Here is a 24,114-nt window from a genome sequence, read left to right as displayed (position 1 = left end):
CTCCCCCTCCTGGTCGGCGCGTGGTGGTTCGCGGGTGCTCAGGCCGGTACGAGCCGGACGCGCAGCTCCTCCAGGCCCCGGAAGGTGCTGCTGTGCCGCCATTCGAGGTCGATCTCGTCGGCGTCCGGGTCGGCCAGCTCGATGACCGCGAACCGGTCCACCAGGCGGCGGAAGGCGATCTGCCCCTCGGCCCGGGCGAGCTGCGCGCCGAGGCAGTGGTGTGGCCCCCAGGCGAACGACAGCGGCGTCTCCGGCGGTTCGGCGCCGGCGAAACGGGCGATGTCGAGCCGGTCCGGGTCGGCGTAGCGGGCCGGGTCACGGTTGGCCGCGCCGATCAGGGTGATGACGTGTTCGCCGCTTTTGAGCGGGGTGCCGTCGACGAAGGTGGTGTCCTCGAAGGCGGCACGCCCCAGCACGTGCACCGGGGAGTCGAAACGCAGCAGCTCCTCGACCGCGGAGCGGGTCAGCTCCGGTTCGGCGCGCAGCCGCTGCAACTGCTCGGGGTTGCGGCACAGCGCGTGCGTGCCGAGCCCGATCAGGTCGGTCATGGTCTGAAAGCCCGCGCCGAAGAGCAGCACGATCACCTGGATCAGCTCGTCGACCGAGAGCCGGTCACCGTCGATCTCGACCTGGCCGAGCGCGGACGCGAGGTCGTCGCGGGGATCCTCGCGGCGCTTGCGGACCAGGTCGGCGAAGTACTCCTCCATCTCGCCGAGCGCCTGGTCGGACGCCTTGAGCACCTCCTCGGGCGCGAAGATCTCCAGTCCGCCGGACGCGGCGCGGGTGAGCCGGCGCAGCAGCGGCCAGTCCTCCGGCGGCACGCCGACCAGCTCGCCGATCACCATGACCGGCAGCGGGAAGCCGAACGAGCCGACGATGTCGACCTCGCCGCCGCCGGGGCCGATGCGGGCGGTGATGTCGTCGAGCAGCCCGTCGACGAAGGTGGTCAGTCGGGGGCGCAGGGTCTCGGTGCGTCGCGGGGTGAACACCCGGCTGACCAGCCCGCGCAGCCGGGTGTGCTCCGGCCCGTCGAGGAACAGCAGGGTGCGGGCGCCCTCGCGGCCCCGGGAGTCGCCCATGCGGGGGCGTTGCGCGGACTTGTCCAGCGACGGGTTGCGCAGCGCGGCCCGGCAGTCGTCGTACGCGGTGAGCACCCAACCCACACCCTGACCGGGCTGTTCCATCCGGTACTTCGGCGCCGCGGTCCGCAGCGCGTGGTAGTGCGGGTACGGGCTGCTGACGGTGGCCGGGGCCTTCATCAGCAACTCCATCGCGATGATCCGGGGGTCAGCGCTCACCACGGTCTCGGTCATGGCTCGGAAGCCTAATAGTGTTTCGCGTATCTCGGAAGTACTTGTTTCTCGTATCTTTGGTTGCGCATACTGGCGGGCATGACCTCGGCCCGTACCGGCATGCCGCCGAGATTCGACGCCCGTGACCCCGCAGTGGTGGCCGACCCCTACCCCACCTACGCGGCGCTGCGAGCGGCCGGCCCGCTGTGCCGGATGGGCCCGGGCAGCTGGGGTGTCACCCGCTACGCCGACGTCGCCCGGCTCGTCCGCGACCCGCGCCTGGGCAGCGAGTTCCCGGCCGCCTACCACCGGATGTCGGCCGGCGACGGCGCGGCCGGCGACTTCTTCGGCAGCATCATCCTCTACCGCGACCCGCCCGAGCACGGTCGACTGCGGCGCCTGATGGCCAAGGCGTTCAGCCCCGCCCTGGTGCGCCGGCTACGCCCCCGCATCGAGCAGATGGTCACCGAGCTGCTCGCCCCGGCGAGGAGCACCGGAGGTTTCGACGCCGTCTCGGATCTCGCTTTTCCCCTGCCGGTGATGGTGGTCTGCGCCCTGATGGGCATCCCGCCGGCCGACCACGAGCGCATCCGCCCGTACGCGCTGGACCTGAGCAAGGCGTTCGCCGCGATCGTGCCCGACGACGACCGGCCGGCCGCCGACCGGGCGGTCGAGTGGCTGCGCGGCTACCTCGGTGAGATCCTGCAGCGGCGTCGCGCCGAACCCGGCGAGGATCTGCTGTCCCGGATGCTGGCCGCGACCGACGACGACGGCGCCGTGCTCGGCGACGACGAGATCGTGGACAACGCGGTCTTCGCCTTCTTCGCCGGCTTCGAGACCACCACCAACCTGATCGCCACCGGGGTGGCCGCCCTGCTCGACCACCCCGACCAGCTCGCCCTGCTCCGGTCGGACCCGACCCTGACCCCCCGGGCCGTCGAGGAGTTCCTGCGCTACGACGCCCCGATCCAGGGCGTCGCCCGCCTCGCCCGCGAGGATCTGGACGTCGGCGATCGCACCATCCGCGCCGGACGCGTGCTGATCCTGCTGCTGGGCAGCGCCAACCGCGACCCCGACCAGTTCGCCGCGCCGGACCGCCTCGACATCACCCGCGCCCAGAACCCGCACCTGTCCTTCGGCGGCGGCATCCACCACTGCCTCGGCGGCTACCTGGCCCGGGTGGAGGCACAGGTCGCGTTCGAGACCCTGCTGCGCACCTTCGGCACGCTGACCCCGGCCGGCCCGGCCCGCCGGCAGACCGACGGGACGCTGCGCTCGTACGCCAGCGTGCCCGTGGCGGTGCGGCCGTGAGCCCCGCCGGTCGCGTCCTGCCGGCGCGGATGGACCCGCTCGCGCCCGAGGTCGTCGCCGACCCCTACCCGACGTACGCGCGGATGCGCGCGGCCGGCCCGCTGTGCCGTTTCGGGCCGGCGAGCTGGGGCGTGACCCGGCACCGGGACGTGGCCGCGCTGCTGCGCGACCGCCGACTGAGCAACACCTTCCCGGAGGACGACCCGCAGTTCCGGATGGCGCAGGACCTCTCCCGCGAGGTGTTCCGCCGCATCATCCCCACCCGCGACCCGGACGACCACAGCCGGCTGCACCAGCAGATCGTCCGCGCGTTCAGCCCCGGCGTGGCCCGGCGCACCGCCAGCCGCATCGGCGACCTCGTCGACGAGCTGCTCGCCCCGACCCTGGACACCGGCCGCCTGGACGCCGTCGCCGACCTGGCCTTTCCGGTCGCCGCGACAGTCGTGTGCGAACTGATCGGCCTGCCGGCCGCCCGCACCCGCGCCGAGGTGTGGCCCCGCTCGGCGGCACTCGGCCGGGCCTTCACGCCGTTCCTGCCCGAGGCCGACCGCGCGGCGGCCGACGAGGCCCTCGCCTGGCTGCGCGGGTACGTCCGCGACCTGCTCGCCGACCGACGCGCCGACCCCGACGGCGACCTGCTCGACCGGATGCTCGCCGTGGCCGACCCCGCCGAGGGCATCGAAGAGGTCGTCGACAACATCGTCTTTCTCTGCTTCACCGGCTACGAGACGACAATGAACATGGTCTGCACCGGCAGCATCGCCCTGGCCGACCGGCCCGACGAGTGGCGTCGGCTGCGCGCCGACCCGTCGCTGGCCGCCACCGCCGCCGAGGAGTTCGTCCGGTTCGACGCCCCGATCCAGTACACGGCGCGGCTGGCGTTGGCGCCGATCCCGGTCGGCGACCGGGTGATCCGGCCCGGCCGGTCGGTCTTTCTCCTGCTCGGCTGCGCCAACCACGACGAGGACGTCTTCGCGGACCCCGGTCGCATCGACATCGGCCGGCACCCCAACCCGCACGTCGGCTTCGGCGGGGGCGTACGCGGCTGCCTCGGTGCCGCGCTGGCCCGCATCGAGGGAGCTGTCGTCTTCGAACGGCTCGCGCGCCGGCTCACCGACATCGACCTGGCCGCCGAACCGGTCCGCGAGCCCAGCGCCCTCTTCCGGTCGTACGCGTCGATCCCGCTCGCCGTCACCCCTGCCTGAGCGGGCGGAACCAGGAGTCGCAGATGTCACTGATCGGACGACCGGTCCGGCGCACCGAGGACCGCGCCCTGCTCACCACCGGCGGCACGTACGTCGACGACGTGCTCGTGCCCGGCTCGCTGGAGCTGGTCGTCGTCCGCTCGACGGTGGCCCACGGCCGGTTGCGGCGCGTGGACACCGAGGCCGCGCGCCGGGCGCCCGGCGTGGTCGCGGTGTTCACGGCGGCGGACGTGGACCTGGCGCCGCTGCCGCCCGAGGCCGGGGTGCTGAACCAGAAGATGACCACCCCGGTGCTCGCCGACGACGTGGTGCGCTTCGTCGGCGAACCCGTCGCCGCGGTGCTGGCGACCAGCCGCGCCGAGGCGGTCGACGCCGCCGCCCTCGTCGCGGCCGACATCGCGCCCCTGCCGGTGCTCGTCGACCCCGAGGAGGCCGTCACCGACGAGCTGGTGCTGCACCCCGAGGCCGGCACGAACATGGTGCTCAAACTGGGCTTCCGACGCCCGGCCGGCCGCGCCGAGCTGCACGAGGGCGCCGAGGTGGTCGTCCGGCAGCGGATGCGCAACCCCCGGGTGGCGCCCTGCCCGCTGGAGGCCCGCGCCGGGCAGGCCGAGTGGGGGCCGGACGGACTGCGCTACCGCGCCGGCAGCCAGGCCGTGCACCTGTGGCGGGGCCAGCTCGCGGCGGCCCTCGGCGAGCCGGAGGACCGGGTCCAGGTGGTCAACGGCGACGTCGGCGGGGCGTTCGGCTCCAAGGCGTTCGCCAGCCGGGAGGACGTCCTCGTCGCCTGGGCCAGCCGTCGACTCGGCCGCCCGGTGCGCTGGGCGGAGACCCGCAGCGAGAGCATGACCGCCGCCGGGCACGGCCGCGCCCAGCACCAGAGCGCCGAGCTGGGCGGCACCCGCGACGGGCGGATCGTGTCCTACGCGCTGGAGGTCGTGCAGGACGCCGGGGCGTACCCGCGCATCGGCGCGATCCTGCCGTTCTGGACCCGGACGATGCTCACCGGCCCGTACGCGATCAGCCGGGCGAAGTTCAGCTCGTCCAGCGTCACCACCACGACCACCCCCGTCGTGTCGTACCGGGGCGCCGGGCAGCCGGAGGCCGTCGCCGCGCTGGAGCGGATGGTCGACGTGTACGCGGCGGAGATCGGCCTGGACCCGGCCGAGGTGCGCCGGCGCAACCTGCTGCCGCCGGAGAGCTTCCCGGTCACGACGATCACGCGCGCCCGCTACGACACCGGCGACTATCCGGCGGCGCTGGAGCGGGTGCTCGCCGAGGCCGACTACCCGGCGTTGCGCGCCGAACAGGCGGCCCGCCGCGAGCGCGGCGACGTCCAGCAGCTCGGCATCGGCCTGTCCACCTTCGTGGAGATCACCGGCGCGGACACCCGCAGCGAGTACGCCTCGATCCGCGTCGACGACACCGGCCGGTTCACGGTTGGGTCCGGCACCTGCCCGCACGGGCAGGGCCACGTCACCGCGTGGGCGATGCTCGCCGCCGACGTGCTCGCCGTGGCGCTGGCCCGCGTCGACGTCCGCCACTCCGACACCGCGACGATCGGCGCGGGCGGCGGCACCGGCGGGTCCCGGTCGTTGCAGACCGGCGGCATGGCCGTCCGCGAGGCGGCCCTGGCCCTGGTGGAGCGGGGCCGGGACGCGGCGGCCGGACACCTGGGCGTGGCCCGCGACGAGGTGGAGTACACCGCGGGACGTTTCCGCTCGACGGCCGGGCACGTCGTCTACTGGGCCGAGCTGGCCTCCGCCAACGACCTGTCCGTGGAGGCGACCTTCCAGCCGTCCGCCGCGACCTGCCCGTTCGGCGCGCACCTGGCGGTGGTGCTGGTCGACACCGAGACCGGTCAGGTGACCCTGCGCCGGGCGGTGGCCGTCGACGACGCGGGCGTGCTGCTCAACCCGCTGCTGGCCGAGGGGCAGGTGCACGGCGGCCTGGCGCAGGGCGCCGGCCAGGCGCTGGTGGAGGAGATCCGCTTCGCCGCCGACGGCACACCCCTGCACGGTGACCTGCACCGGTACGCCATGATCGGCGCGGCCGAGCTGCCCTCCTTCGAGACGGTCGCGATGCAGACCCCCACCCCGGTGAACGCGTTGGGCGCCAAGGGCCTGGGCGAGTCGGGGGCGGTCGGGTTCCCGCCGGCGGTGCAGAACGCCGTGGTCGACGCCGTCCGCCACCTGGGCGTGCGGCACATCGACATGCCGGTGACCGCCGAGCGGGTCTGGACGGCCATCCAGGAGGCGTACGCCGTCCGCTAGCGCCGACGCCACCGCGCTCCGCGGCCGGCGGGCCGCGGGCGACGGGCGGCGGGGGATGCTCAGGCCCGTCCTTTGCTCTGCTTCAACCCACGCAACACCACGCGTCCGGTATCCGGACACCGGGTGTTGCCTCCGTTGAAGCAGAGCAAAGGATCCGATGCGCAGGCGTAGCCCCGACGTCCTCGACCCGGTGCAGGCACCGGGCGTGCCGGGCTCGGGCGTGCCGGGCTCGGGCGTGCCGGGATCGGGCGCGTCGTCAGTCGTCCACGACGGACAGCGCCTGCTTCGGGCAGCGGCGGGCGGCCTCGCGTACCCGGTTGGCAAGCGAGCCTTCCAGCGGCTGTTCGGTGATGTGCAGACGGTCGTCCTCACCGACGTCGAACACCTCCGGGGCCTGCCCCACGCAGACCGCGTTGCTCTCGCAGCGGGAGAAGTCCACGACCAGTCGCATCGCTCACGCCTCCGTCTTCGCGACGATCTCGAGGATGGGGAACATCATGGTGGGCACGCTGCGCGCCAGCCGCAGGTCGGCGGCGTCCAGCAGCCGTTCGATGTGCTCGCGCGAGCGCGCGCCGCCGCCGACCATGGCCAGCAGGAGCAGGTCGTAGAGGCGGCCCACGTCGAAGCGGTCGCCGGCCTCGACCACCGGCTCCAGCACCAGCAGCCGGCTGTCGGGCCGCATCGCCGCGCGCACGGCGCTCAGCAGCCGTACGGCGTTGTCGTCGTCCCAGCCGTAGAGGATCCGCTTGAGCAGGTACGCGTCCGCGCCGGCCGGGATGGTCTCGAAGAAGCTGCCGCCGGTCACCGTGCAACGCTGGGCCACGCCGAGCTTCTGCAGCACCGGTTCGGCCTCGGCGACCACGTGTGGCAGGTCGAACAGGGTGCCCTGCAACTGCGGGAAACGGGCCATGATGCCGCCGAGGAAGGCGCCGTTGCCGCCGCCGACGTCGACGACTGTGGTCAGCTCACCCCACGGGTACGCGGGCAGCGCGGCCCGCAGCTCCAGCCGCGTGGCCGCCTGCTGGGAGGCGTCGAAGCGGGCGCTGTCGTGCGGATGGGCGGCCATGTACGGCCAGTAGCCCTCGGGGTGGACCTGGTCGAACGACGCCTGACCGGTGCGGATGCTGTGGTCGAAGTGGGCCCACGCCTCGATGTCGGGTTCGAGCAGCGGGTACGCGTCGCGCAGCGACAGCGGGTGGTCGGTGCGCAGCGGCTCGGCGAGTTTGGTCAGGCCGAACACCTCGGGCTCGACCTCGGTGAAGATGCCCTTGCCGGCCAGTGCCCGCAGGGCGCGCAGCAGCGACGGGGCGTGCGCGCCGGTGGCCTCGGCCAGCTCGCTCACCGGCCGCGGCCCGTCGACGAGCTGGTCGGCGACGCCCAGCTCGGCGACCGCGCGCACGGTGAACGGCACGATGTAGTCGGCCAGCTCGGTCAGTCGGAACACCGACTCGATGTCGATCCGGGGTCGGCTCGGGGCCATCGATACCTCCTAGGGGGATGTCAGCTGCGGCCCGGCGGGACCGGCGGCGATCACGGTGAGCGTGGGTGTGGCGACGACCCGGTCCAGCCGCAGACCGGTGCCGGCCAACAGGTCGACGAGGTCGTCGCGGGTGCGGTGCCGACCGCCGGTGAGCACCAGGGTGTGCAGGTCGACGAGCTTGGCGACGTCGAAGACGTCGCCGGTGGGGATGATCGCTTCCAGCAGCAACAGCCGGCTCTGCGGGCCCATCGCCGCGGCGATCCGGCGCAGGATGATCGTGGCGTCGGCGTCCTCCCAGCCGGGCAGGATCGTCTTGAGCACGTACAGGTCGGCGCCGGCCGGCAGTGGATCGAAGAAGCTGCCGGCCACGATCCGGCACCTGTCGGCCACCCCGGCCCGGTCGAGCAGGGCCGGCGCGGCCGCCACCACGTGGGGCAGGTCGAGCAGGGTGCCGTTCAGGTGCGGGCAGCGGCTGAGCAGGCCGGCCAGGAACGCGCCGTCACCGCCGCCGACGTCGACGACGTGGCCGGCCTGCGCCCACGGCCACGCCGGCAGCACGGTGCGCAGGTGCAGCCGGGTCAGGCTCGACATCCAGCGGTCGACGGCGAGGCTGTCGGCCCGATGCCCGGCCAGGTAGGACCAGTAGTCGGTGCCGTGGACGCGGGGGAAGGCGGCCTCCCCGGTGCGCAGGCACCGGGTGAGCCCGGCCCAGGCGCGCACGTCCGCGGCCATCAGGGGGTACGCGTCGCGCAGCGACAGCGGGTGGTCGGTGCGCAGCGGCTCGGCGAGTTTGGTCAGGCCGAACACCTCGGGCTCGACCTCGGTGAAGATGCCCTTGCCGGCCAGTGCCCGCAGGGCGCGCAGCAGCGACGGGGCGTGCGCGCCGGTGGCCTCGGCCAGCTCGCTCACCGGGCGCGGCCCGTCGACGAGCTGGTCGGCGACGCCGAGCTGGGCGATCACCCGGATGGTGAACGGCACGATGTAGTCGGCGAGTTCGGTGAGCCGGGTCAGCGCACCGAGGTCGGTACGGGGCCGCGCCGCCAGCATCAACCGCCTCCACTATCACGTGTCTTGTATCTCGTGTATCTGCACACTAGCTTGTGAGCGGGTCGCTGTCACCGTCGTTCACGGGAGGCACGAGATGCTGGACGGATGTGTGAGCTGGCCGCGGGAGCTGGCCGAGCGCTACCGCGCGCAGGGCTACTGGCGCGGCGAATCCCTCGCCGACCTGGGCCGGGAGTGGGCACGGACCGACCCGGAGCGCGCCGCGCTGGTCACCGACGGGCAGCGGGTCAGCTACGGCGACCTCGACCGCCGGGCCGACCGGATGGCCGCCGGGCTGCGCGCCCACGGCATCGGCCGGCACGACCGGGTGGTGGTCCAACTGCCCAACAGCGTCGAGTTCGTGGTGCTGTGCCTGGCCCTGTTCCGCCTGGGCGCGCTGCCCGTGCTGGCCCTGCCGGCGCACCGGCGCGCGGAGATCGGCCACCTGTGCGCCCACACCGAGGCGGTCGCGTACGTGACGGTCGACCAGGTCCAGGGCTACGACCTGCGCAAGCTCGCGGCCGACGTACGGGCCGAGACGCCGTCGCTGCGGGAGGTGTTCGTCGTCGGGGACCCCGGCGAGTTCACCGCCCTGTCCGACGTGGACGCCGATCCGGTGCCGCTGAGCGCCCCGGACCCGTCGGAGGTCGCGTTCTTCCTGCTCTCCGGGGGCTCGACCGGACTGCCGAAGCTGATCCCCCGCACCCACGACGACTACGCGTACCAGCTGCGGGCGACCGCCGCGGCGATGGGTTTCGGGCCGGACGGGGTGTACCTCGCCGCGCTGCCGGTCGCCCACAACGCGGCGCTCGGCTGCCCCGGCGTCCTCGGTGCGCTGCGGGTCGGCGCCACCGCCGTGCTGGCCGGCAGTCCCAGCCCGGATGAGGCGTTCCGACTGATCGCCCGCGAGCGGGTCACCCTGACCACGCTGATGCCGCCCTTTCTGCCGCTGTGGGCCGACCTCGCGCCGGTGCTCGGCGCCGACCTGAACGGCCTGGTGGTCGAGGTCGGTGGCGCCAACCTCAGCCCGGCGGTCGCCGAGCGGGTGACCCGGGAGCTGGGGATCCGGCTGGCGCACTTCTTCGGCATGGCCGAGGGCCCGATCTGCTGCACCCGCCCGGACGACCCGCCGGAGCTGGCCGCGCACACCCAGGGGCGGCCCCTGTCGGCCGCGGACGAGTTCCAGGTGGTCGACGACACCGGCCGGCAGGTCGCGGCCGGCGAGGTCGGTGAGTTGATCGTGCGCGGCCCGACCACCCTGCGCGGCTACTACCGGGTGCCGGAGTACAACGCGCACACCTTCACCCCGGACGGCTTCCTGCGCACCGGTGACCTGGTCCGCTGGACCCCGACGGGTGAGCTGGTCGTGGTCGGCCGGATCAAGGAGGTCGTCAACCGGGGCGGCGAGAAGGTGCCGGCCGGCGAGGTCGAGGAGCACCTGCTCGCCCACCCGGCGGTCCGCGAGGTCGCCGTGCTCGCCGTCCCCGACCGGGTCCTGGGCGAGAAGACCTGCGCGGTGGTGGTGCCCCGCGCCGACGCCCCCACCCTGGGCCAGCTGCGGGACTTCCTCACCGGGCGGGGGCTGGCCGCGTACAAGCTGCCGGACCGGTTGGAGCTGCGCACGGCGCTGCCGCACACCCCGGTGGGCAAGGTGGACAAGCGGGCCCTCGGCGCCGAGCTGGCGGGCTGAGCCGGCGCGGGGGACGGCGTCGCCGCCCTCCCCCGCCCCGCTTCAGCCGCTCAGGTGGTACAGCCGGTGGAACCTGTCGTCCACCGGCACGATCTGCACGTCGGCGAAGCCGGCCTCGGTGGCGAACCGGCGAACCTGCGCGGGGCGCAGGACCGTGCCGCTGGCCGTCGAGTCGGGCCCGGCCAGCCCGGCCGGCAGGCAGTGCAGCACGCTTGTGGCGTACTGGAAACGCTCGATCTCGTCGCCGGGCGCGACGAACCGGTGCGCCACCTTGGCGTCGAGCACCAGCACCGCGCCGCCGTCGGCGCGCAGCCGCCGGCACGCCCGCAGCACCGACACCGGCTGGCTCATCTCGTGCAGCGCGTCGAAGACGCAGACCAGGTCGTACCGGCCGGCCAGCTCCGGGTCCACGGCGTCGCGCCGGTGGAACCGCACCCGGTCGGCCACGCCGGCGGCCGCGGCGTTCGCCTGCGCGGCGGCCACCGTCGGTGCGTCCAGGTCGTAGCCGTCGACCTCGGCGAGGGGGTACGCGCCGGCCAGCGCGATCGCCGCCCAGCCCGCGCCGCAGCCGATGTCGGCGATCCGGCCCGGCGCGGCGGCGAGCCGCTGGTGCACCTGCGGCAGCGCCGAGGAGAGCCAGCCGGGCAGGGAGTACGTGAACAGCGCCCGGTTGGCGCCCGAGTGCCCGTGCCGCCAGTCGTCGCCGTACACCTCGTCGGGCACCCCGGCGCCGGTGCGGTACGCGTCGAGCAGCGCCGGCAACGCGCCGGCCACCCCGCCCAGCGGCAGCATGGTCAGCGACACCAGCGACAGCGGGCTGTCCGAGGCGAGCAGCACCTCGGCGTGCCCCGGCGGCAGCCGGTAGACCCGCCGCTCGGGAGCGGCCGTCACGTCGTCCACCTCGATGAACCCGGCGACGGCCTGCTGTTCCAGCCACTCGCGCGCGTACCGGGTGTCGATCCCGGTACGCGCGCACAGCTCCGCCACGGCGGCCGGACCGCGATCGAGCGCCTCGTACAGCCCCAGGCGGGCACCGAGGTAGCCGGCCAGCAGCTCCTGGGTGTGCAGCATGGCCAGGAACAGCCGCAGCGACAACGCCCGGGCCCGCTGGTCCGACTCACCAGGCGTCGGACCGCGCAGTGTCGCCGCGCCCGGTGCGTTCCCCGGGCGGCCGGTCAACTGGCCAGCTCGCCGCGCGAGCGCAGGATGTCCTTCACGTGCTCCACCACCGCGTCGATCGTGACGATCTTGCGGGCGGTCGTCTCGTCGATCGGCGGCAGCTCGAACTCGTCCTCCAGGGTGAAGGCCAACTCCAGCAGCGCGAGGGAGTGGAAGCCGAGGTCCTCGACCAGCCGCGAGTCACCCGCCCCCTCGGTCTGCTCCGGGTTGGGCGCCAGTTCGGTGACGATCGCCGTCACCGAGTCCCGCACCTCCGCCTCGGTCCGCACCTCGGCTGTCGTCGACCTGGTCGCGTCGGTCATTCCCTGCCTCCTGTCCGAACGTCCCTCAGGACGCCGTCGTCGTCTGCTCGGTCTGGTCCCGCTGACCGGCCGCTCCCGTGGTGACCACGGTGCCGGGCAGCCGGTCATCGACGAACGCCTGCCACAGCTGGCGTCGTTTGGGTTTGCCACTGGAGGTGCGGGCGATGGTGCCGCGTGGCGCGTCCACGATGACGACCTGCGCGCCCTCCGCCCGGCGGCGCAGCTCCCGCTCCGCCTGGGCCAGCCACTCCGGCTGGGCCTGCTCGAACACGGCCACGACTGTCGCGGTGCCGCCCCGGTGGCCCAGCAACGCGGCCATTCGCTGCGCCGGCACGCCGGGGCGGCAGATGGCCCATTCGAGGTCCTCGGCGAAGACCGCCCGGCCGCGTACCTTCATGCTGTCGCCGAGGCGGCCCAGCACGTGCAACTGCCCGTCGTGCAGGAACCCGGCGTCGGCGGTGCGCAGCACCCCACCGCCCAGCGCGGTCTGCGACGCCGAGTCGTCGGCGTTGACGTACCCCTGCGCGACGGACGGGCCGTGCACCTCGATCTCGCCGACCACCCCGTCGGGCAGGGGCGTGCCGGCCTCGTCCACGATCCGCACCCGTACCCCGGTCAGCGGTCGGCCGCAGCCCACCACCGGGTACGCCTCGACGCCCCCGTCGACGTCCTCGCCCGGCTCCGGGACGGCCCGTGCGCCCAGCCGTAGCCGGTCGGGGCGCAGCTCGACGGCGTGGTACAGCTCGTCGAGCGGCAGCCCGGTGACGGCCAGGGTCGCCTCCGCCAGCCCGTACGCGGGCAGCAGCGCGCGGCTGTCGAAGCCGTGCGGGCCGAGCAGCGCGCAGAAGCGGCGCAGCGCCTCGGCGTCGACGCGTTCGGCGCCGACGATGACCGCACGCCAGGCGGAGAAGTCCAGCCCGGTCAGCGCCTCGGGGCGTACGCGGCGGACGATGTACTCCAGCCCGAAGTTCGGCATCGACGTCAGCCGCGCGCCACGCTCCCCGAAGCAGCGCAGGTAGCGCCCGGGGTTGCGGACGAACTCCTCCGGCGGCATCAGCCACAGGTCGCTGGTGTTGACCACCGGTGTGACGAGGCAGCCGATGAGGCCCATGTCGTGGTGCACCGGCAGCCAGGACGCGGTGGGGTCGTCGGGGGTCATCGCCAGCCACCGCCTGATCGCCGCGACGTTGGCGGCCAGCGCGGCGTGCGGCACCTGCACGCCGCGAGCGCGGCCGCTGGAGCCGGACGTGAACTGCAGCAGCGCGAGCGGGCCGGGCGCCGCGACCGTTGCGCGGGAGCCGTCGGCGGCGTCGGCCAGCTCGTCGGCGCTCAGCACGCGCCCGACGCCGGCGGCGGCGGCCAGCGGCGCGATCGCGGCGGTGAGGGTGGACGCGCACACCACGACCCGGGGCGCGGCGGCGCGCAGGAGGCCCGACACGTGCTCGCCGTAGACCGCGCGGTCCTGGAAGTTCAGCGGCGGGGCGATCGGTGAGGGCGCCGCTCCGGCGGCCATCGCGGCGAACAGCGTGGCCACGAAGTCGGGGCCGGCGGGCTCGACGATGGACACCACGTCACCGGGGACCACCCCGACCGCCCGCAGGCCGGCCAGGATCACCCGGGTCCGGTCGGCCAGCTCGGCGTACGACAGGAAGGTCCAGTCGTCCCCGCCGGCGGCGAAGTGCACGCCCCGGTCCGGCCGGGGATGCTCCAGCCAGCTCAGCAGCGGCGATTCCGCAGCGGCGCGTTCGGTCATCGGCCCGTCACCTCCTCCCCAGTACGTCTATCCGAGATTGATAGCAGATACAAGGCTAAACAAGATACGAGGAAGGCGATAGAGTCCAACCGTGACCAGTACGCTTCCCCGCGTCGACGGACTGCTCCCCGCGCTCGCCGAGCGGGCGGCCGAGATTGACCGGGCGGGCCGGGTCCCCGAGGACGTTCTCGCCGAGCTGAGCGCCGTGGGCTGCCTGCGGATGCTGGTGCCTGCCGCGTACGGTGGCGCGGACCTGCCGCTGGGTGAGGCGCTGCGCGTCATCGAGCAGCTCTCCACTGCGGACGCCTCCACCGGCTGGCTGATCGGCCAGGTCGGCCTGGCCCACCTGCTGTTCGCCTGCTTTCCCGAGGCCGCCCGCGACGAGATCTACGCGCACGGCCCGGACGTGCTGGGCGCCGGCGCGGTCGCGCCGAAGGGCCGGGCCGCCCCGGATGGCGCGGGCGGCTGGCGGGTCAACGGCCAGTGGCCGTTCGTGACCGGCAGCCCCCAGGCCAGCTGGATCTACCTGAACTGCATCGTGCTCGACGGCCGGACCCCCCGCACCCTGCCCAACGGGGCTCCGCTGACCCGGATGGTGCTCTTCCCCGCCGCCGAGTTGGAGCAGGTCGACACCTGGCAGGTGCTGGGCCTGCGCGGCACCGCCAGCCAGGACGTACGGGCGGCCGGCCGGATCTGCCCCGAGCACCGCGGCTTCAGTCTGGTCGGCGACGGCGACGACGTGCGCCGCACGGTCTTTCGCATCGCCCAGGCCGGGCTGCTCATCGCCGCCGTCGACCTCGGCATCGCCCAGGGGGCCGTGCACGACGCGGCGGCACACGCCGCCGCCGGCCGCCGCCGGACGTTCAGCACCCGCTCGCTGGCGGACTCCCCGGTGTTCCACGACCGGCTGGGCGAGGCCCACGTGGCCCTGCGCGCGGCCCGGGCGCTGCTGCACCGCGAGGCGGCCGGGGCCTGGGAGACCGCGCGGCGCGGCGAGGTGCTCAGCGCACTGGACCGCGCCTGCCTGCGGGCCACCGCGACGCAGGTCACGGCCACCGCGCTCCAGGCCGTGCAGACGGCGTACGCGCTGGCCGGGGCGTCGACGGTGTTCGACTCGTCGCCGCTGCAACGGCGGCTGCGCGACATCAACACCGCTACGCAGCACTTCGTCAACAGCCGCGACAGCTACGCCACGGTCGGCGCGCTGCTGGCCGGCGCGGACGTCGACACCACGATGTTCTGACGGCGCGACAGCGGCGACAGCGCATTCCGCGGGCTCCGAACTGGCCGTGAACTCGGCGGGTCAGCCGCGCGCCGGCGCGGGTTCGGCCGGCGCCTGCGTGTCCCGGGCCGGCACCCGGGCCGGCACGGAGGCGCCCGCGCCGAAGTAGCGCTCCCGCAGCGTCCGCTCCGCCGGGTCGTACGCGGTGCGGAACAGTCCACGGCGCTGCAACTCCGGCACCAGCAGGTCGCAGATGTCGTCGATGCCCTGGGTCGTCGGGCACGGGATCAGGTTGAAACCGTCCACGTCGGCCACCGCGCACCACTCCTCCATCCGGTCGGCGACCTGCTCGACGGTGCCGAAGAGGGTCACCGGCGCCCCGGTGCGGGGCCGGCGGGCGGTCGCCACCAGGTAGCGCACGTCGCCGACGGTCCAGGTGCGCTCGGGCCCGAGCCGGCGCAGGAAACCCACGAAGCTCTGGCTGCCCTGCCCGGCGATCTCCGCCACCGGCGTCTCGTCCGGGTACGCCGCGAGGTCCACGTCCATCCAGCCACACCACTTGGCGAGCTGGCCCTCGCCACTCCACAGCGCCACGTACTCCTCGGCCCGCCGGCGGGCCTCCGCCCGGGTCGGCGCGACCATCACCATGCTGCCCTGCAACGCCTTGACCGAGCGCGGGTCACGGCCGTGTGCGGCCACCTCGGCGCGCAGCCGGGCCACCTGCGAGGCTCCGCTGGCCGGGTCCGCCATGGTCAGGAAGACCACCTCGGCGTGCCGCGCCGCGAACGTCATGCCCCGCCCGGACGCCCCGGCCTGGTAGAGCACCGGGGTGCGCTGCGGCGACGGCTCGCACTGGTGCGGGCCCCGCACGGAGAACCAGCGTCCCTCGTGGCCGATCTCGCGCACCCGGTCCGGGTCGGTGAAGACGTTCGCCGCGACGTCGCGCCGGACCGCGTCGTCGTCCCAGCTCTCCTCCCACAGCCGCCGGGCCACCTCGACGTACTCGTCGGCCCGGTCGTAGCGCTCGTCGTGGTCCAGGTACGAGCCGAGCCCGTTCGCGGACGCGGACCGCAGATACGAGGTGACGATGTTCCAGGCCACCCGCCCGCCGGTGAGGTGGTCCAGCGAGCTGAACACCCGGGCGCACTCGTACGGGGCGTGGTACGTCGTCGAGTAGGTGACGGCGAGGCCCAGCCGGGAGGTGGTGGCCGCGATCGCCGGCAGCACCAGCAGCGGGTCGATCGACGGGATCTGCACCGCGTGCCGCACGGCGGCCTTCCAGGAGCCCTGGTAGACGTCGTAGGTGCCGTGCACGTCGGCGAAGAAGAGCGCGTCCAGGCAGGCGGCCTCCAGCCGGCGACCCAGCTCGACCCAGTAGCCGAGATCGCGGTAGCCGGTGGCGCTGCGGTCGGCGGGGTGCCGCCAGAACCCCTTGAACTGCGGTGACGGCGAGCACTGGGTGAACAGGTTCAGATGCACGTATCAAGTGTCTCGTATGCTATCTGGTATCGCAACGCTCGACCGGATACCGTACGAACATGCCCGTGACGCCTCGCATCGACCTCGCGTCGGTCACCCGCCTCACCGAACTGGCCGACTACATCGTTCCGTTCACCATCCGGGTCATGTGTGACCTCGCGGTCGCCGACCAGCTCATCGAGGGTCCGTTGCCTGTCGACGTGCTGGCCCGGCGCGTCGGCGCCGACCCCGGCGCGTTGACCCGTGGCCTGCGCGCGCTCGCCGGCCGGGGCATCTTCACCGAGGTCACGCCCGAGGTCTTCGGGCTCACCCCACTGGCCGAGCCGCTGCGCAGCGACCACCCCTTCTCGGTACGCGAGTGCTTCCCCCTCATGCCGCCGGACATCTACTCGTGGGCGCGGCTGACGCACAGCCTGCGCACCGGCGAGACCGCGTTCGGGCACGTGCACGGCGGCACGCGCTACTACGACCACTTCGCCGACCACCCCTACGAGTGCGTCCGGTTCGAGCGGTCGGCCGAGAGCGTCAACCCGTTCGTGCTGCGCACCGTGGCGCCGGCGCTGGATCTGGGCACGGCCCGGACGCTTGTGGACGTGGGCAGCGGGCACGGCACCTTCGTCGCCGGCCTGCTCGCCCGCCACCGGGAGCTGCGCGCCATCCTGCTCGACCTGCCGCACGTGGTGACCGAGGCGCCGGCCGTGCTGGCCCGCGCGGGTGTCGCCGACCGGTGCGAGGTCCGCGGCGGCAGCTTCTTCGACCCGCTGCCCGAGGGCGCCGACGTGTACCTGCTCAAGACGATCATTCACGACTGGCCGGACGAGCAGGCTGCCGCGATCCTGCGCAACGTCCGCGCCGCCGCCCGGCCCGACAGCCGGCTGGTCATCGTCGAGTCGGTGAGCCGCTACGGCAACCACGACGACACCGGCAAGGTGATGGACGTCAAGGCGCTCGCGCTGTTCGGCGGGCGGACCCGTACCGAGCCGGAGTTCCGCGCGCTGCTCGACGACGCCGGGTTCCGGCTGTCGCGGATCACGCCGACCTCGTCGATGTCGGTCCTGGAGGCCGTGCCTGCGGTGCCCGCGCCCGACGGAGACCGGGGCACCGGCAGACCGGCCGTCGCGACGGCCGGCCGGACGGCCTGAGGGGACCGGCGATGCCACGCCTGGACGGCCGCAACCACATCAACCTCACAGTCGTCGACCTGGAACGCAGCACCGCGTTCTACTGCTCGGTGTTCGAGATGGTGGTGGTCAACGACGTCACGCCACCCGAGTCCGGCTTCCGCTTCCGCACCCTGCTGCACACCGCGTCGTTCGCGTCGGTGGTGCTGGGCTGCGTCGAGGGCCAGGCCGAGGGTGACGTCGACGCCGACCGCTTCGACGAGCGGCGGCCCGGGCTGCATCACCTGGCCTACCACGTGCCCGAGCGCGCCGACCTGGACGAGTGGGTGACCCACCTGAACGCCGTCGGCGTCGCGCACTCCGGCATCACCACCTCCAAGCACGAGGCGGGATCGCAGATCTGGCTGCGCGACCCGGACAACATCTGGCTGGAGTTCTACTGGGTGAACCGGGACTTCTTCGTCGACCGGCTCCGCCAGGTGTGGCGGCGCGACCGCCGAACGACCCGCGCCTGACCCTGCCTCCACCCCGCGATCTTGCACTTTCTGCCCCGACATCCGGGGTATTCCGCGCATATCCGCGACAGAAACTGCAAGATCGCGTGGGGGTGGAGGGCGTGGGGCCGCCCGGTCGGGCGGCCCCACGCACGTCACGCCGGCAGGTCTGCCTCGCTGCGGGCCACCACCGCGTCGCCGAGCACCAGCAGGTCGATCTCCTTGGCCCGGACGAACGTGTCGACCGCGTCGGCTGCCGAGTTCACGATCGGGTCACCGGCCAGGTTGAACGACGTGTTGACCACCGCGGGTACGCCGGTGAGCTGCCGGAACTGCTCGATCAGCGCCCAGTAGCCGGGGTTGGTGTCGCGGTGCACGGTCTGCGGGCGGGCGGAGCCGTCCACGTGGGCCACCGCCGGAACCCGCAGCCGGGCGTCCGGGCGCAGCGACGCGGCGGCCAGCATGAACCTCGACGGTTCCCCGACCGGCCCCTCGATCAGCTCCGAGATGTGCTCGGCGAGGATGCTGGGCGCCACCGGACGCCACATCTCCCGGCCCTTGAGCACGTTGAGCCGTTCCAGGTTGCGCCGGGCTCGCGGATCGGCCAGCAGGCTGCGCGCGCCCAGCGCCCGCTGCCCGATCTCACCCCGGCCGCGCGCCCAGCCCACGATCCGGCCCCGGGCGAGTTCCCCGGCGACGCAGCGGGCCAGGTCGTCGTCGCCGAGGCGACGGTGGGCCATGCCGGCGCGCGCGGCGGCCGCCTCGCCGGCCTCGGTGGTGATCGGCTGACCCCAGTACGCGTGGTCGAGGCGGGTGGGCGTGAACTCCCCGCACTCCCGCGCCGCGACAAGCGCCGCCCCCAGGGACACCCCCGCGTCGGTGGGCACCGGCGGGACGTAGACCCGGTCGAAGAGTCCACTGCGCACCAGCACGCCGATCATCGTGCAGTTCATCGCCACCCCACCGGCGAGCGCCAGGACCGGCGTGTCGACCCGTCGACGCAGATCCGCGGCCAGGGACAGCACCGTCTCCTCCAGCCCCTGCTGGATCGTCGCGGCGAAGTCCGCGTACGCGATGGGTTCCTCGCCGGTGCGCGGCGCGTACGGGAACAGCTTGCCGAACTCGGGTTTGAGTGACTCGGCGACGGCCGGGTAGTAGGCCATCAGCGGGCCGAGCGTCGCGGCGCGTCGGGTGGGGACCTCGGCGGTGGGCGTGCCGCGGACCAGCTCGTACCCGCCGGGAACTCCACGCACCGGCGCACCGGGACCGGGCCTGCCGTAGGCGGCGAGGCCCATCAGCTTGCCGGTGCCCCAGTAGCCCAGCCCGGCCCACTCGGCGGCGGCGTTGTAGTAGAAGCCCAGCGACTGCTCCACGGGCCACTCGCGCAGGATCTCGATCTCGCCGTCGGCGTACCTGCCGATCGAGGTCGACTGCGTCTCGCCGGCGCCGTCGAGGACCAGGACCGCCGCCTCGTCGCAGTCGCAGCTGTACGCCGCGCTGGCCGCGTGCGCGACGTGGTGCGGCACCCAGCGGACCGCCGGCATGGTCAGGTCGTCGTCGTCGGGAAAGAGCATGGCCCGCAGCCCCTCGGTGGTGAACCGGCGGTTGCGGCCCAGCGGGATGTCCCGGAAGTCCCAGCCGATGGCGACGGTGTCCACCTCCTGCGGGCTGATACCCGCCATCGCCAGGCACGCGGCGATCGCCTCGGCGGGCGGCTGGCCCACCGCGTGCTTGCGGCGGCTGACCCGCTCCTGCTCGACCAGAGCGCAGAGCGCGCCGTCGCGGACCAGCGCGGCGCTGGAGTCGTGGAAGCCGATGTTCACCCCGAGTACGTAACGCGCCGACATGGTCGGCCTCCCTTCCGATCTCTGGCGGTCAGCCGGCCTGTCGGGCCCCGTCGAGGGCGAGCACGGCACGGACGATGTTGTGGTAGCCGGTGCAGCGGCACAGGTTGCCCTTGAGGGCGTGCCGCACGTCGTGCTCGGTGAGCGGCCCCGGGTTCTCCGCAAGCAGGCTCACCACCGCGAGGACCATCCCCGGGGTGCAGAAGCCGCACTGCAGGGCGTGGTGCTCCCGGAACGCCTCCTGCACCGGGTGCAGCCGGTCGCCGTCGGCGAGCCCCTCGGCGGTACGGATGTCGGCGCCGTCGGCCTGCGCGGCCAGCAGGGTGCACGACTTGACCGACCGTCCGTCGAACAGCACGGTGCAGGCGCCGCAGGAGGAGGTGTCGCAGCCCACCGTCGCGGCGGTCAGCCCCAACTCCTCGCGCAGCAGGTGCACCAGCAGGGTGCGCGCCGGCACCCGGCGGCTCTCCGGGCGCCCGTTGACGGTGGCGCTGACGGCGACGGTAGTCGTGCCGGGCCGGGCGTCGATGCTCATCGTGGTTCCTCCACCGTGGTGCCGGGATCGGTCAGGGCACGGGCCACCAGCACCCGGCTGAGGTGCCGCCGGTACGCGACCGCGGCCCGCGCGTCGTCGGGCGGGTCGCACCCCTCGTCGGCCCGCGCCGCCGCAACCGCGACACCGGCGCCCTGCGCGAGGGCCGACTCGACCCCGTACGCGCGCCGGATGGTCGGACCCATCCCGGCCAGCGCCACCCGGGAGTCGGCGACGGCGACGGCCACCAGCGACCACTCCAACGCCGGCCGGGCGAACGTCAGGTAGCGCCACCGCGCCGGGCCGGGCAGCGGCACCCGGACCTCGGTGACGAGTTCGTCGGGCCGACAGACCGTCACACCCGGCGCGACGGCCAGCTCGGCGACGGGCACCTGCCGTACGCCCGTCGCGCTGCGCAGCACCACCACGGCGTCCAGCGCGACCAGGGCCAGCGGCACGTCCGCGGCCGGGTCGGCCTGCGCGAGCGCCCCACCCACGGTGCCCAGGTGTCGCACCTGCGGGTCACCGACCGCCGCGGCCGCCACCGCCAGCAGCGGGGCGTGCCTGTCGACCAGCGGGTCGTCCAGCAGCCGGTGATAGCGGGTCAGCGCGCCGACGGCCAGGTGGTCGTCGCGGTACGCCACGTACGACAGCTCGGTGACCCGGCCAAGGTCCAGCAGGGTGTCGACGCGGTCGCGGCGCAGCTTGAGCGCCGGCAGCAGCGACTGCCCGCCGGCCAGTGGCCGCAGCTGGTCGCCGTACGCCTGGCGCAGCTCCAGCGCCTCGGCGAGGTCCCGGGCGCGGTGGTAGTGCACGCTCGCCGGGATCACGGGCCGGCCGCCGACCAGGTGGGCACCGGGCTGCGGTGCGTGGCGCGCAGGATGGTGTCGATGAGCTGGTTGCGGCGTGCCAGCAGGTAGAAGTGCCCGCCGGGGAAGGTGTGCAGGGTGAACCCGCCCCGGGTGCGCGCCGCCCAGTCGCCGGCCTCGTCGGCGGTGACCTCGGGGTCGTCCGTGCCGACGCAGGCCAGCACCGGCGCGCGCAGCGGCACGGGTGGCTGCGGGCGGTACGTCTCGGCGATCCGGTAGTCGGCGCGCAGCACCGGCAGCGCGATGGCGCGTACCCCCTCGTGGTCGAGAGCCTCGCGGCCGGTGCCGCCGAGGCGGCCGGTCTCCGCCCACAGCGTGTCGTCGTCGGCGAGGTGCACGCTCGTGGCGCGCAGCCGACCCGGCCCGGGGCGACCGGACACGACAAGCGCCCGCAGCACGCTGCCGGGCCCCTCCAACCGGCGGGCCGTCTCGTACGCCACCGACGCGCCGAGGCTGTGCCCGAACAGGACCACCGGCGCGTCCGCCGGCAGGGCCCGGACCGCCTGCGCGACACCGTCGGCCAGGCTCGGCAGGTCGGCCGCGAACGGCTCGCCCGACCGGTCCATCCGGCCCGGGTACTGCACGCCGTGCACCTCGACGTCGTCGGGCACCTGCGCCGACCAGGACCTGTAGAACGCGGCGTTGCCGCCGGCGTGCGGGAAGCAGACCAGGCGCAGCCCGGGCCAGCGCAGCGGCCGGAAGCAGCGCAGCCACGTCCGCGCGACGGGGGTCACGGGCGCGCGCCGATCCGCTGCGGCGCCGCGCCGACCGGCGGGTCGACCGCCCCGGCCGCCGCGTCGGCCAGCTCGGCCACGTCGGACGCCACGAACATCTTCGGCGGTACGGAGTGCACCAGCTCGGGTGGCCCCAGCCGGGCCGTGACGTCCTGCCACAGCTGGCACAGGCTCAGGTGGTACTGGCCGTGGCGGCCCAGCTTCCTCCCGCCCAGCGCCGCGGCGTGCAGGTTGCCCAACGCGTACCGGACGCCGGCCGGCCAGACCTCCTCGAACACGCGGCGGTAGCTGGGCGCCACCGCGTCGGCCAGCGGCTGCGCGCTCGGCACGTCCAGGTGGTCCGGTTCGTCGCCGTCGCCGTCGCCGTCGGCGAAGTGCGGCCGGCCCACCCCCCGGTCCTGCACCTGCTGCGGGAAGTCCGGCCGAGGGCTCCACACCGTGGGCCCGTGCGTGCCGACCAGGGTCAGGTTGCCGGCCTCGGTGCCGATGGTCACCCGGTGCAGCAGGTGCGCGTAGTTGTCCGGGTCCGCCGGGTCCATCTGGTTCTGCACCCGCAGGGTCAGCGGCACACCGGCGAGCACCCCGTCGAGGCTGCGGAACGGCACGTCCACCCGGGACAGCCGGCGTACCTGCTCGGGCAGGTCGACCGCCGGGCCCAGGCCCCACGGTCGGACGCCGCCGAGGGCCTGACCGAGGATGTCCAGCAGCGCGTACGCGACCTGGAAGCCGCAGGCCGCGTCGACGTACCGGGCCGGCTGGCGGGCCAGCAACGCCCGGGCGGCGGCGAGGAACCGGCGCACCGGCGCGGTGTGCACGTAGAACGAGTTCAGGTGGTAGACGACCCCGGCCCGGCCGGCGGTGCGCAGGCATTCGACAAGCTCGTCGTGGTGCAACGGATGCTCCTGCAACACGTGCAGGCCCCGCTGCATCAGCGCCCGGGCCACCTCGCCGCCCGGCCCGCCCAGCAGGCCACCACGGATGACCACGCAGGCCAGCGTCACGTCCTCGGGCACCTGGGCGACGTCGGTCCACAGCGGCACCCCGTAGTGCCGCGCGCAGGCCACCGACCGGGCGCTGCCCCCGGCGAGGATCCCGGCCAGCTCGAACGGGAAGTCCGGCTGCCGGAACGCCTGCAGGTACACCTGGCCGAACTTGGTGCCGGCGACCAGCACTCTCGGTTTCACGCCACCCCCTCCTCGATCAGGTCGTACGACCCCAGCGGGCCGTCCTCGACGCGCAGCGACGTGACCGCCGGACTCGTGCGCAGCACGTCCACCGCCCACGCCGGGTCCACCGCCTCAGCCAGGTGGTGCACGCCCGGTGGCACGTCACCGGCGGCGACCGCCAGGGCGCCGAGGGCGACCGCCGCGCCGGTGAGCGCGTTCGCGCCGGTCCCCCGGCAGGCCAGCACGCGCGCGCCCGCCGGGCCGGCCAGCTCGACGACCAGCACCTGGTAGCGGGGCCGACCGAAGGTGTCCAGCTCGGCCGCCCGGCACAGCTCGGCGGCCGCGTCGGCGAGCTGCGCCGCCGACGCGCCGTCACGCGCCCGGCGGGCGCCCGCGGCGAGCGCCGCCGGCAGCCGACTGCCGGCGAACGCCGACCACCAGTCGACGTCGGTGAGGCCGAGCCGGCGGGCGACCCGCTCGGTCTCGGTGCTCAGGTACGGCTGCACCAGCACCGGCTCGTCGAAGAACGGCACCGGCACATCCGCCCGGGCGGCGAGGGCGCGGCTGCGTCGCGCACCGTCGCGCCACGCGGCCGACGGCTCGCCGTACTCGACGGTGCCGGCGGCGAGGAAGTCCAGGGCGGCGCCGGGCGTGAACCCGTCGCGACCCCCGACGTACCCGGTCATCCGCCGCGCCCCCGGCGTCAGCGCGGCCAGGTGGGCGGGGAGCAGCCCGGACAGGCCGGGCATCAGGCCGGCGGAGAGCAGCGCGACCCGGTCGGCGGCCCCGGGCAGGGCGGACACGGCCGCGTGCAGCGGGTCGTCGCCGGCCGCGTCGACGTAGCCGGCGCCGCAGCGGGCCGCCGCGCGGGCCACCGCGTCGCCGATCGAGGCCGCCGGTCCGGCGCAGTTGACGACCGTGTGGCAGCCGGCGCAGAACGCGTCCAGGCTCGCCGGGTCGGTGACGTCCACCGCCCGCACCTGGACGCGCGGGTTGTCGCCGTCGAGCCGGCCCGGGTCGCGGGCGCCGGCGCGGACGACGTCCACGCCCCAGGCCAGGAGGTGGGCCAGGGCGTGCCGGCCCACCCCGCCGGTGGCGCCCACCAGGGCGATCGTCGCGGCCAC

21 protein-coding genes are annotated in these 24,114 nt (G+C 74.4%); 7 read left to right on the top strand and 14 right to left on the bottom strand.

Annotation, left to right across the window (positions count from 1 at the left end):
• Positions 1 to 38: 38 nt before the first annotated feature.
• A complete protein-coding gene (locus AB0B97_RS04075; RefSeq protein WP_234585006.1) occupies positions 39 to 1,313 on the bottom strand; it encodes a cytochrome P450 in 1,275 nt (424 codons plus the stop codon).
• 78 nt (positions 1,314 to 1,391) lie between these two features.
• Here AB0B97_RS04075 and AB0B97_RS04070 point away from each other — a divergent pair, with 78 nt between their 5' ends.
• The 3 genes from AB0B97_RS04070 to AB0B97_RS04060 are packed head-to-tail and all read left to right on the top strand — an operon-like array spanning position 1,392 to position 6,081.
• On the top strand, positions 1,392 to 2,603 hold the full coding sequence (locus AB0B97_RS04070) for a cytochrome P450 (RefSeq protein ID WP_357490429.1): 1,212 nt from the start codon (positions 1,392 to 1,394) through the stop codon (positions 2,601 to 2,603).
• Positions 2,600 to 3,808, top strand: a complete 1,209-nt coding sequence (locus AB0B97_RS04065) for a cytochrome P450 (RefSeq protein ID WP_357490428.1) — start codon at positions 2,600 to 2,602, stop codon at positions 3,806 to 3,808. The genes AB0B97_RS04070 and AB0B97_RS04065 overlap by 4 nt, the downstream gene beginning before the upstream one ends.
• A 23-nt stretch (positions 3,809 to 3,831) precedes the next feature.
• Positions 3,832 to 6,081 (top strand): xanthine dehydrogenase family protein molybdopterin-binding subunit, encoded by a 2,250-nt coding sequence (locus AB0B97_RS04060; RefSeq protein WP_357490426.1) that lies wholly within the window; start codon positions 3,832 to 3,834, stop codon positions 6,079 to 6,081.
• A 256-nt stretch (positions 6,082 to 6,337) separates the two neighbouring features.
• On the opposite strand, the gene AB0B97_RS04055 is transcribed toward AB0B97_RS04060, so the two are convergent.
• From AB0B97_RS04055 to AB0B97_RS04045, 3 genes are read right to left on the bottom strand one after another with little or no spacing between them, the layout of a single operon-like run.
• Entirely contained in the window at positions 6,338 to 6,532 is a 195-nt protein-coding gene (locus AB0B97_RS04055) for a ferredoxin (RefSeq protein ID WP_234584997.1), read from the bottom strand.
• Positions 6,533 to 6,535: 3 nt separating this feature from the next.
• Complete coding sequence (locus AB0B97_RS04050) at positions 6,536 to 7,561, bottom strand: methyltransferase (RefSeq protein ID WP_357490424.1); 1,026 nt, start codon at positions 7,559 to 7,561, stop codon at positions 6,536 to 6,538.
• A 9-nt stretch (positions 7,562 to 7,570) separates the two neighbouring features.
• A complete protein-coding gene (locus tag AB0B97_RS04045) occupies positions 7,571 to 8,608 on the bottom strand; it encodes a methyltransferase (RefSeq protein WP_357490423.1) in 1,038 nt (345 codons plus the stop codon).
• A 94-nt stretch (positions 8,609 to 8,702) separates the two neighbouring features.
• On the opposite strand from AB0B97_RS04045, the gene AB0B97_RS04040 reads away from it, so the two are divergent.
• On the top strand, positions 8,703 to 10,295 hold the full coding sequence (locus AB0B97_RS04040; RefSeq protein ID WP_357490421.1) for an AMP-binding protein: 1,593 nt from the start codon (positions 8,703 to 8,705) through the stop codon (positions 10,293 to 10,295).
• 42 nt (positions 10,296 to 10,337) lie between these two features.
• On the opposite strand, the gene AB0B97_RS04035 is transcribed toward AB0B97_RS04040, so the two are convergent.
• The 3 genes from AB0B97_RS04035 to AB0B97_RS04025 are packed head-to-tail and all read right to left on the bottom strand — an operon-like array spanning position 10,338 to position 13,529.
• Positions 10,338 to 11,474, bottom strand: coding sequence for a class I SAM-dependent methyltransferase (locus AB0B97_RS04035; RefSeq protein ID WP_357490420.1), 1,137 nt, complete (start codon positions 11,472 to 11,474; stop codon positions 10,338 to 10,340).
• A complete protein-coding gene (locus AB0B97_RS04030) occupies positions 11,471 to 11,776 on the bottom strand; it encodes a phosphopantetheine-binding protein (RefSeq protein ID WP_007460186.1) in 306 nt (101 codons plus the stop codon). The genes AB0B97_RS04035 and AB0B97_RS04030 overlap by 4 nt, the downstream gene beginning before the upstream one ends.
• Before the next feature lie 25 nt (positions 11,777 to 11,801).
• Positions 11,802 to 13,529, bottom strand: coding sequence for an AMP-binding protein (locus tag AB0B97_RS04025; RefSeq protein WP_357490418.1), 1,728 nt, complete (start codon positions 13,527 to 13,529; stop codon positions 11,802 to 11,804).
• Positions 13,530 to 13,620: 91 nt separating this feature from the next.
• On the opposite strand from AB0B97_RS04025, the gene AB0B97_RS04020 reads away from it, so the two are divergent.
• The gene (locus tag AB0B97_RS04020) at positions 13,621 to 14,772 is read left to right on the top strand and encodes an acyl-CoA dehydrogenase family protein (protein WP_357490417.1); all 1,152 of its coding nucleotides are present in this window, start codon (positions 13,621 to 13,623) and stop codon (positions 14,770 to 14,772) included.
• A gap of 60 nt (positions 14,773 to 14,832) precedes the next feature.
• On the opposite strand, the gene AB0B97_RS04015 is transcribed toward AB0B97_RS04020, so the two are convergent.
• Positions 14,833 to 16,230 (bottom strand): LLM class flavin-dependent oxidoreductase, encoded by a 1,398-nt coding sequence (locus AB0B97_RS04015; RefSeq protein ID WP_357490415.1) that lies wholly within the window; start codon positions 16,228 to 16,230, stop codon positions 14,833 to 14,835.
• 59 nt (positions 16,231 to 16,289) lie between these two features.
• Between AB0B97_RS04015 and AB0B97_RS04010 the strand changes: the two genes are divergently transcribed.
• Positions 16,290 to 17,372, top strand: coding sequence for a methyltransferase (locus AB0B97_RS04010; protein ID WP_357490413.1), 1,083 nt, complete (start codon positions 16,290 to 16,292; stop codon positions 17,370 to 17,372).
• Positions 17,373 to 17,383: 11 nt separating this feature from the next.
• Positions 17,384 to 17,866, top strand: coding sequence for a VOC family protein (locus tag AB0B97_RS04005; RefSeq protein WP_357490411.1), 483 nt, complete (start codon positions 17,384 to 17,386; stop codon positions 17,864 to 17,866).
• Between the two features lie 134 nt (positions 17,867 to 18,000).
• On the opposite strand, the gene AB0B97_RS04000 is transcribed toward AB0B97_RS04005, so the two are convergent.
• The 6 genes from AB0B97_RS04000 to AB0B97_RS03975 are packed head-to-tail and all read right to left on the bottom strand — an operon-like array spanning position 18,001 to position 24,114.
• Positions 18,001 to 19,692 (bottom strand): carbamoyltransferase C-terminal domain-containing protein, encoded by a 1,692-nt coding sequence (locus AB0B97_RS04000; protein ID WP_357490409.1) that lies wholly within the window; start codon positions 19,690 to 19,692, stop codon positions 18,001 to 18,003.
• A 28-nt stretch (positions 19,693 to 19,720) separates the two neighbouring features.
• Positions 19,721 to 20,224, bottom strand: coding sequence for a (2Fe-2S)-binding protein (locus tag AB0B97_RS03995; protein WP_357490408.1), 504 nt, complete (start codon positions 20,222 to 20,224; stop codon positions 19,721 to 19,723).
• Positions 20,221 to 21,051: an FAD binding domain-containing protein gene (locus AB0B97_RS03990; RefSeq protein ID WP_357490406.1), complete on the bottom strand. Its 831-nt coding sequence runs from the start codon at positions 21,049 to 21,051 to the stop codon at positions 20,221 to 20,223. Before AB0B97_RS03990 ends, AB0B97_RS03995 begins: the two co-directional genes overlap by 4 nt.
• Positions 21,048 to 21,824, bottom strand: a complete 777-nt coding sequence (locus AB0B97_RS03985) for an alpha/beta fold hydrolase (protein WP_357490404.1) — start codon at positions 21,822 to 21,824, stop codon at positions 21,048 to 21,050. The genes AB0B97_RS03990 and AB0B97_RS03985 overlap by 4 nt, the downstream gene beginning before the upstream one ends.
• Positions 21,821 to 23,008 (bottom strand): Gfo/Idh/MocA family oxidoreductase, encoded by a 1,188-nt coding sequence (locus tag AB0B97_RS03980; protein WP_357490402.1) that lies wholly within the window; start codon positions 23,006 to 23,008, stop codon positions 21,821 to 21,823. Before AB0B97_RS03980 ends, AB0B97_RS03985 begins: the two co-directional genes overlap by 4 nt.
• A complete protein-coding gene (locus tag AB0B97_RS03975; protein ID WP_357490400.1) occupies positions 23,005 to 24,114 on the bottom strand; it encodes an NAD(P)H-binding protein in 1,110 nt (369 codons plus the stop codon). Before AB0B97_RS03975 ends, AB0B97_RS03980 begins: the two co-directional genes overlap by 4 nt.

Origin of the sequence: Micromonospora sp. NPDC049004 (assembly GCF_040649315.1) — a bacterium.
Classification (GTDB): domain Bacteria; phylum Actinomycetota; class Actinomycetes; order Mycobacteriales; family Micromonosporaceae; genus Micromonospora.
This window is presented reverse-complemented; position numbering and strand designations above follow the sequence as displayed.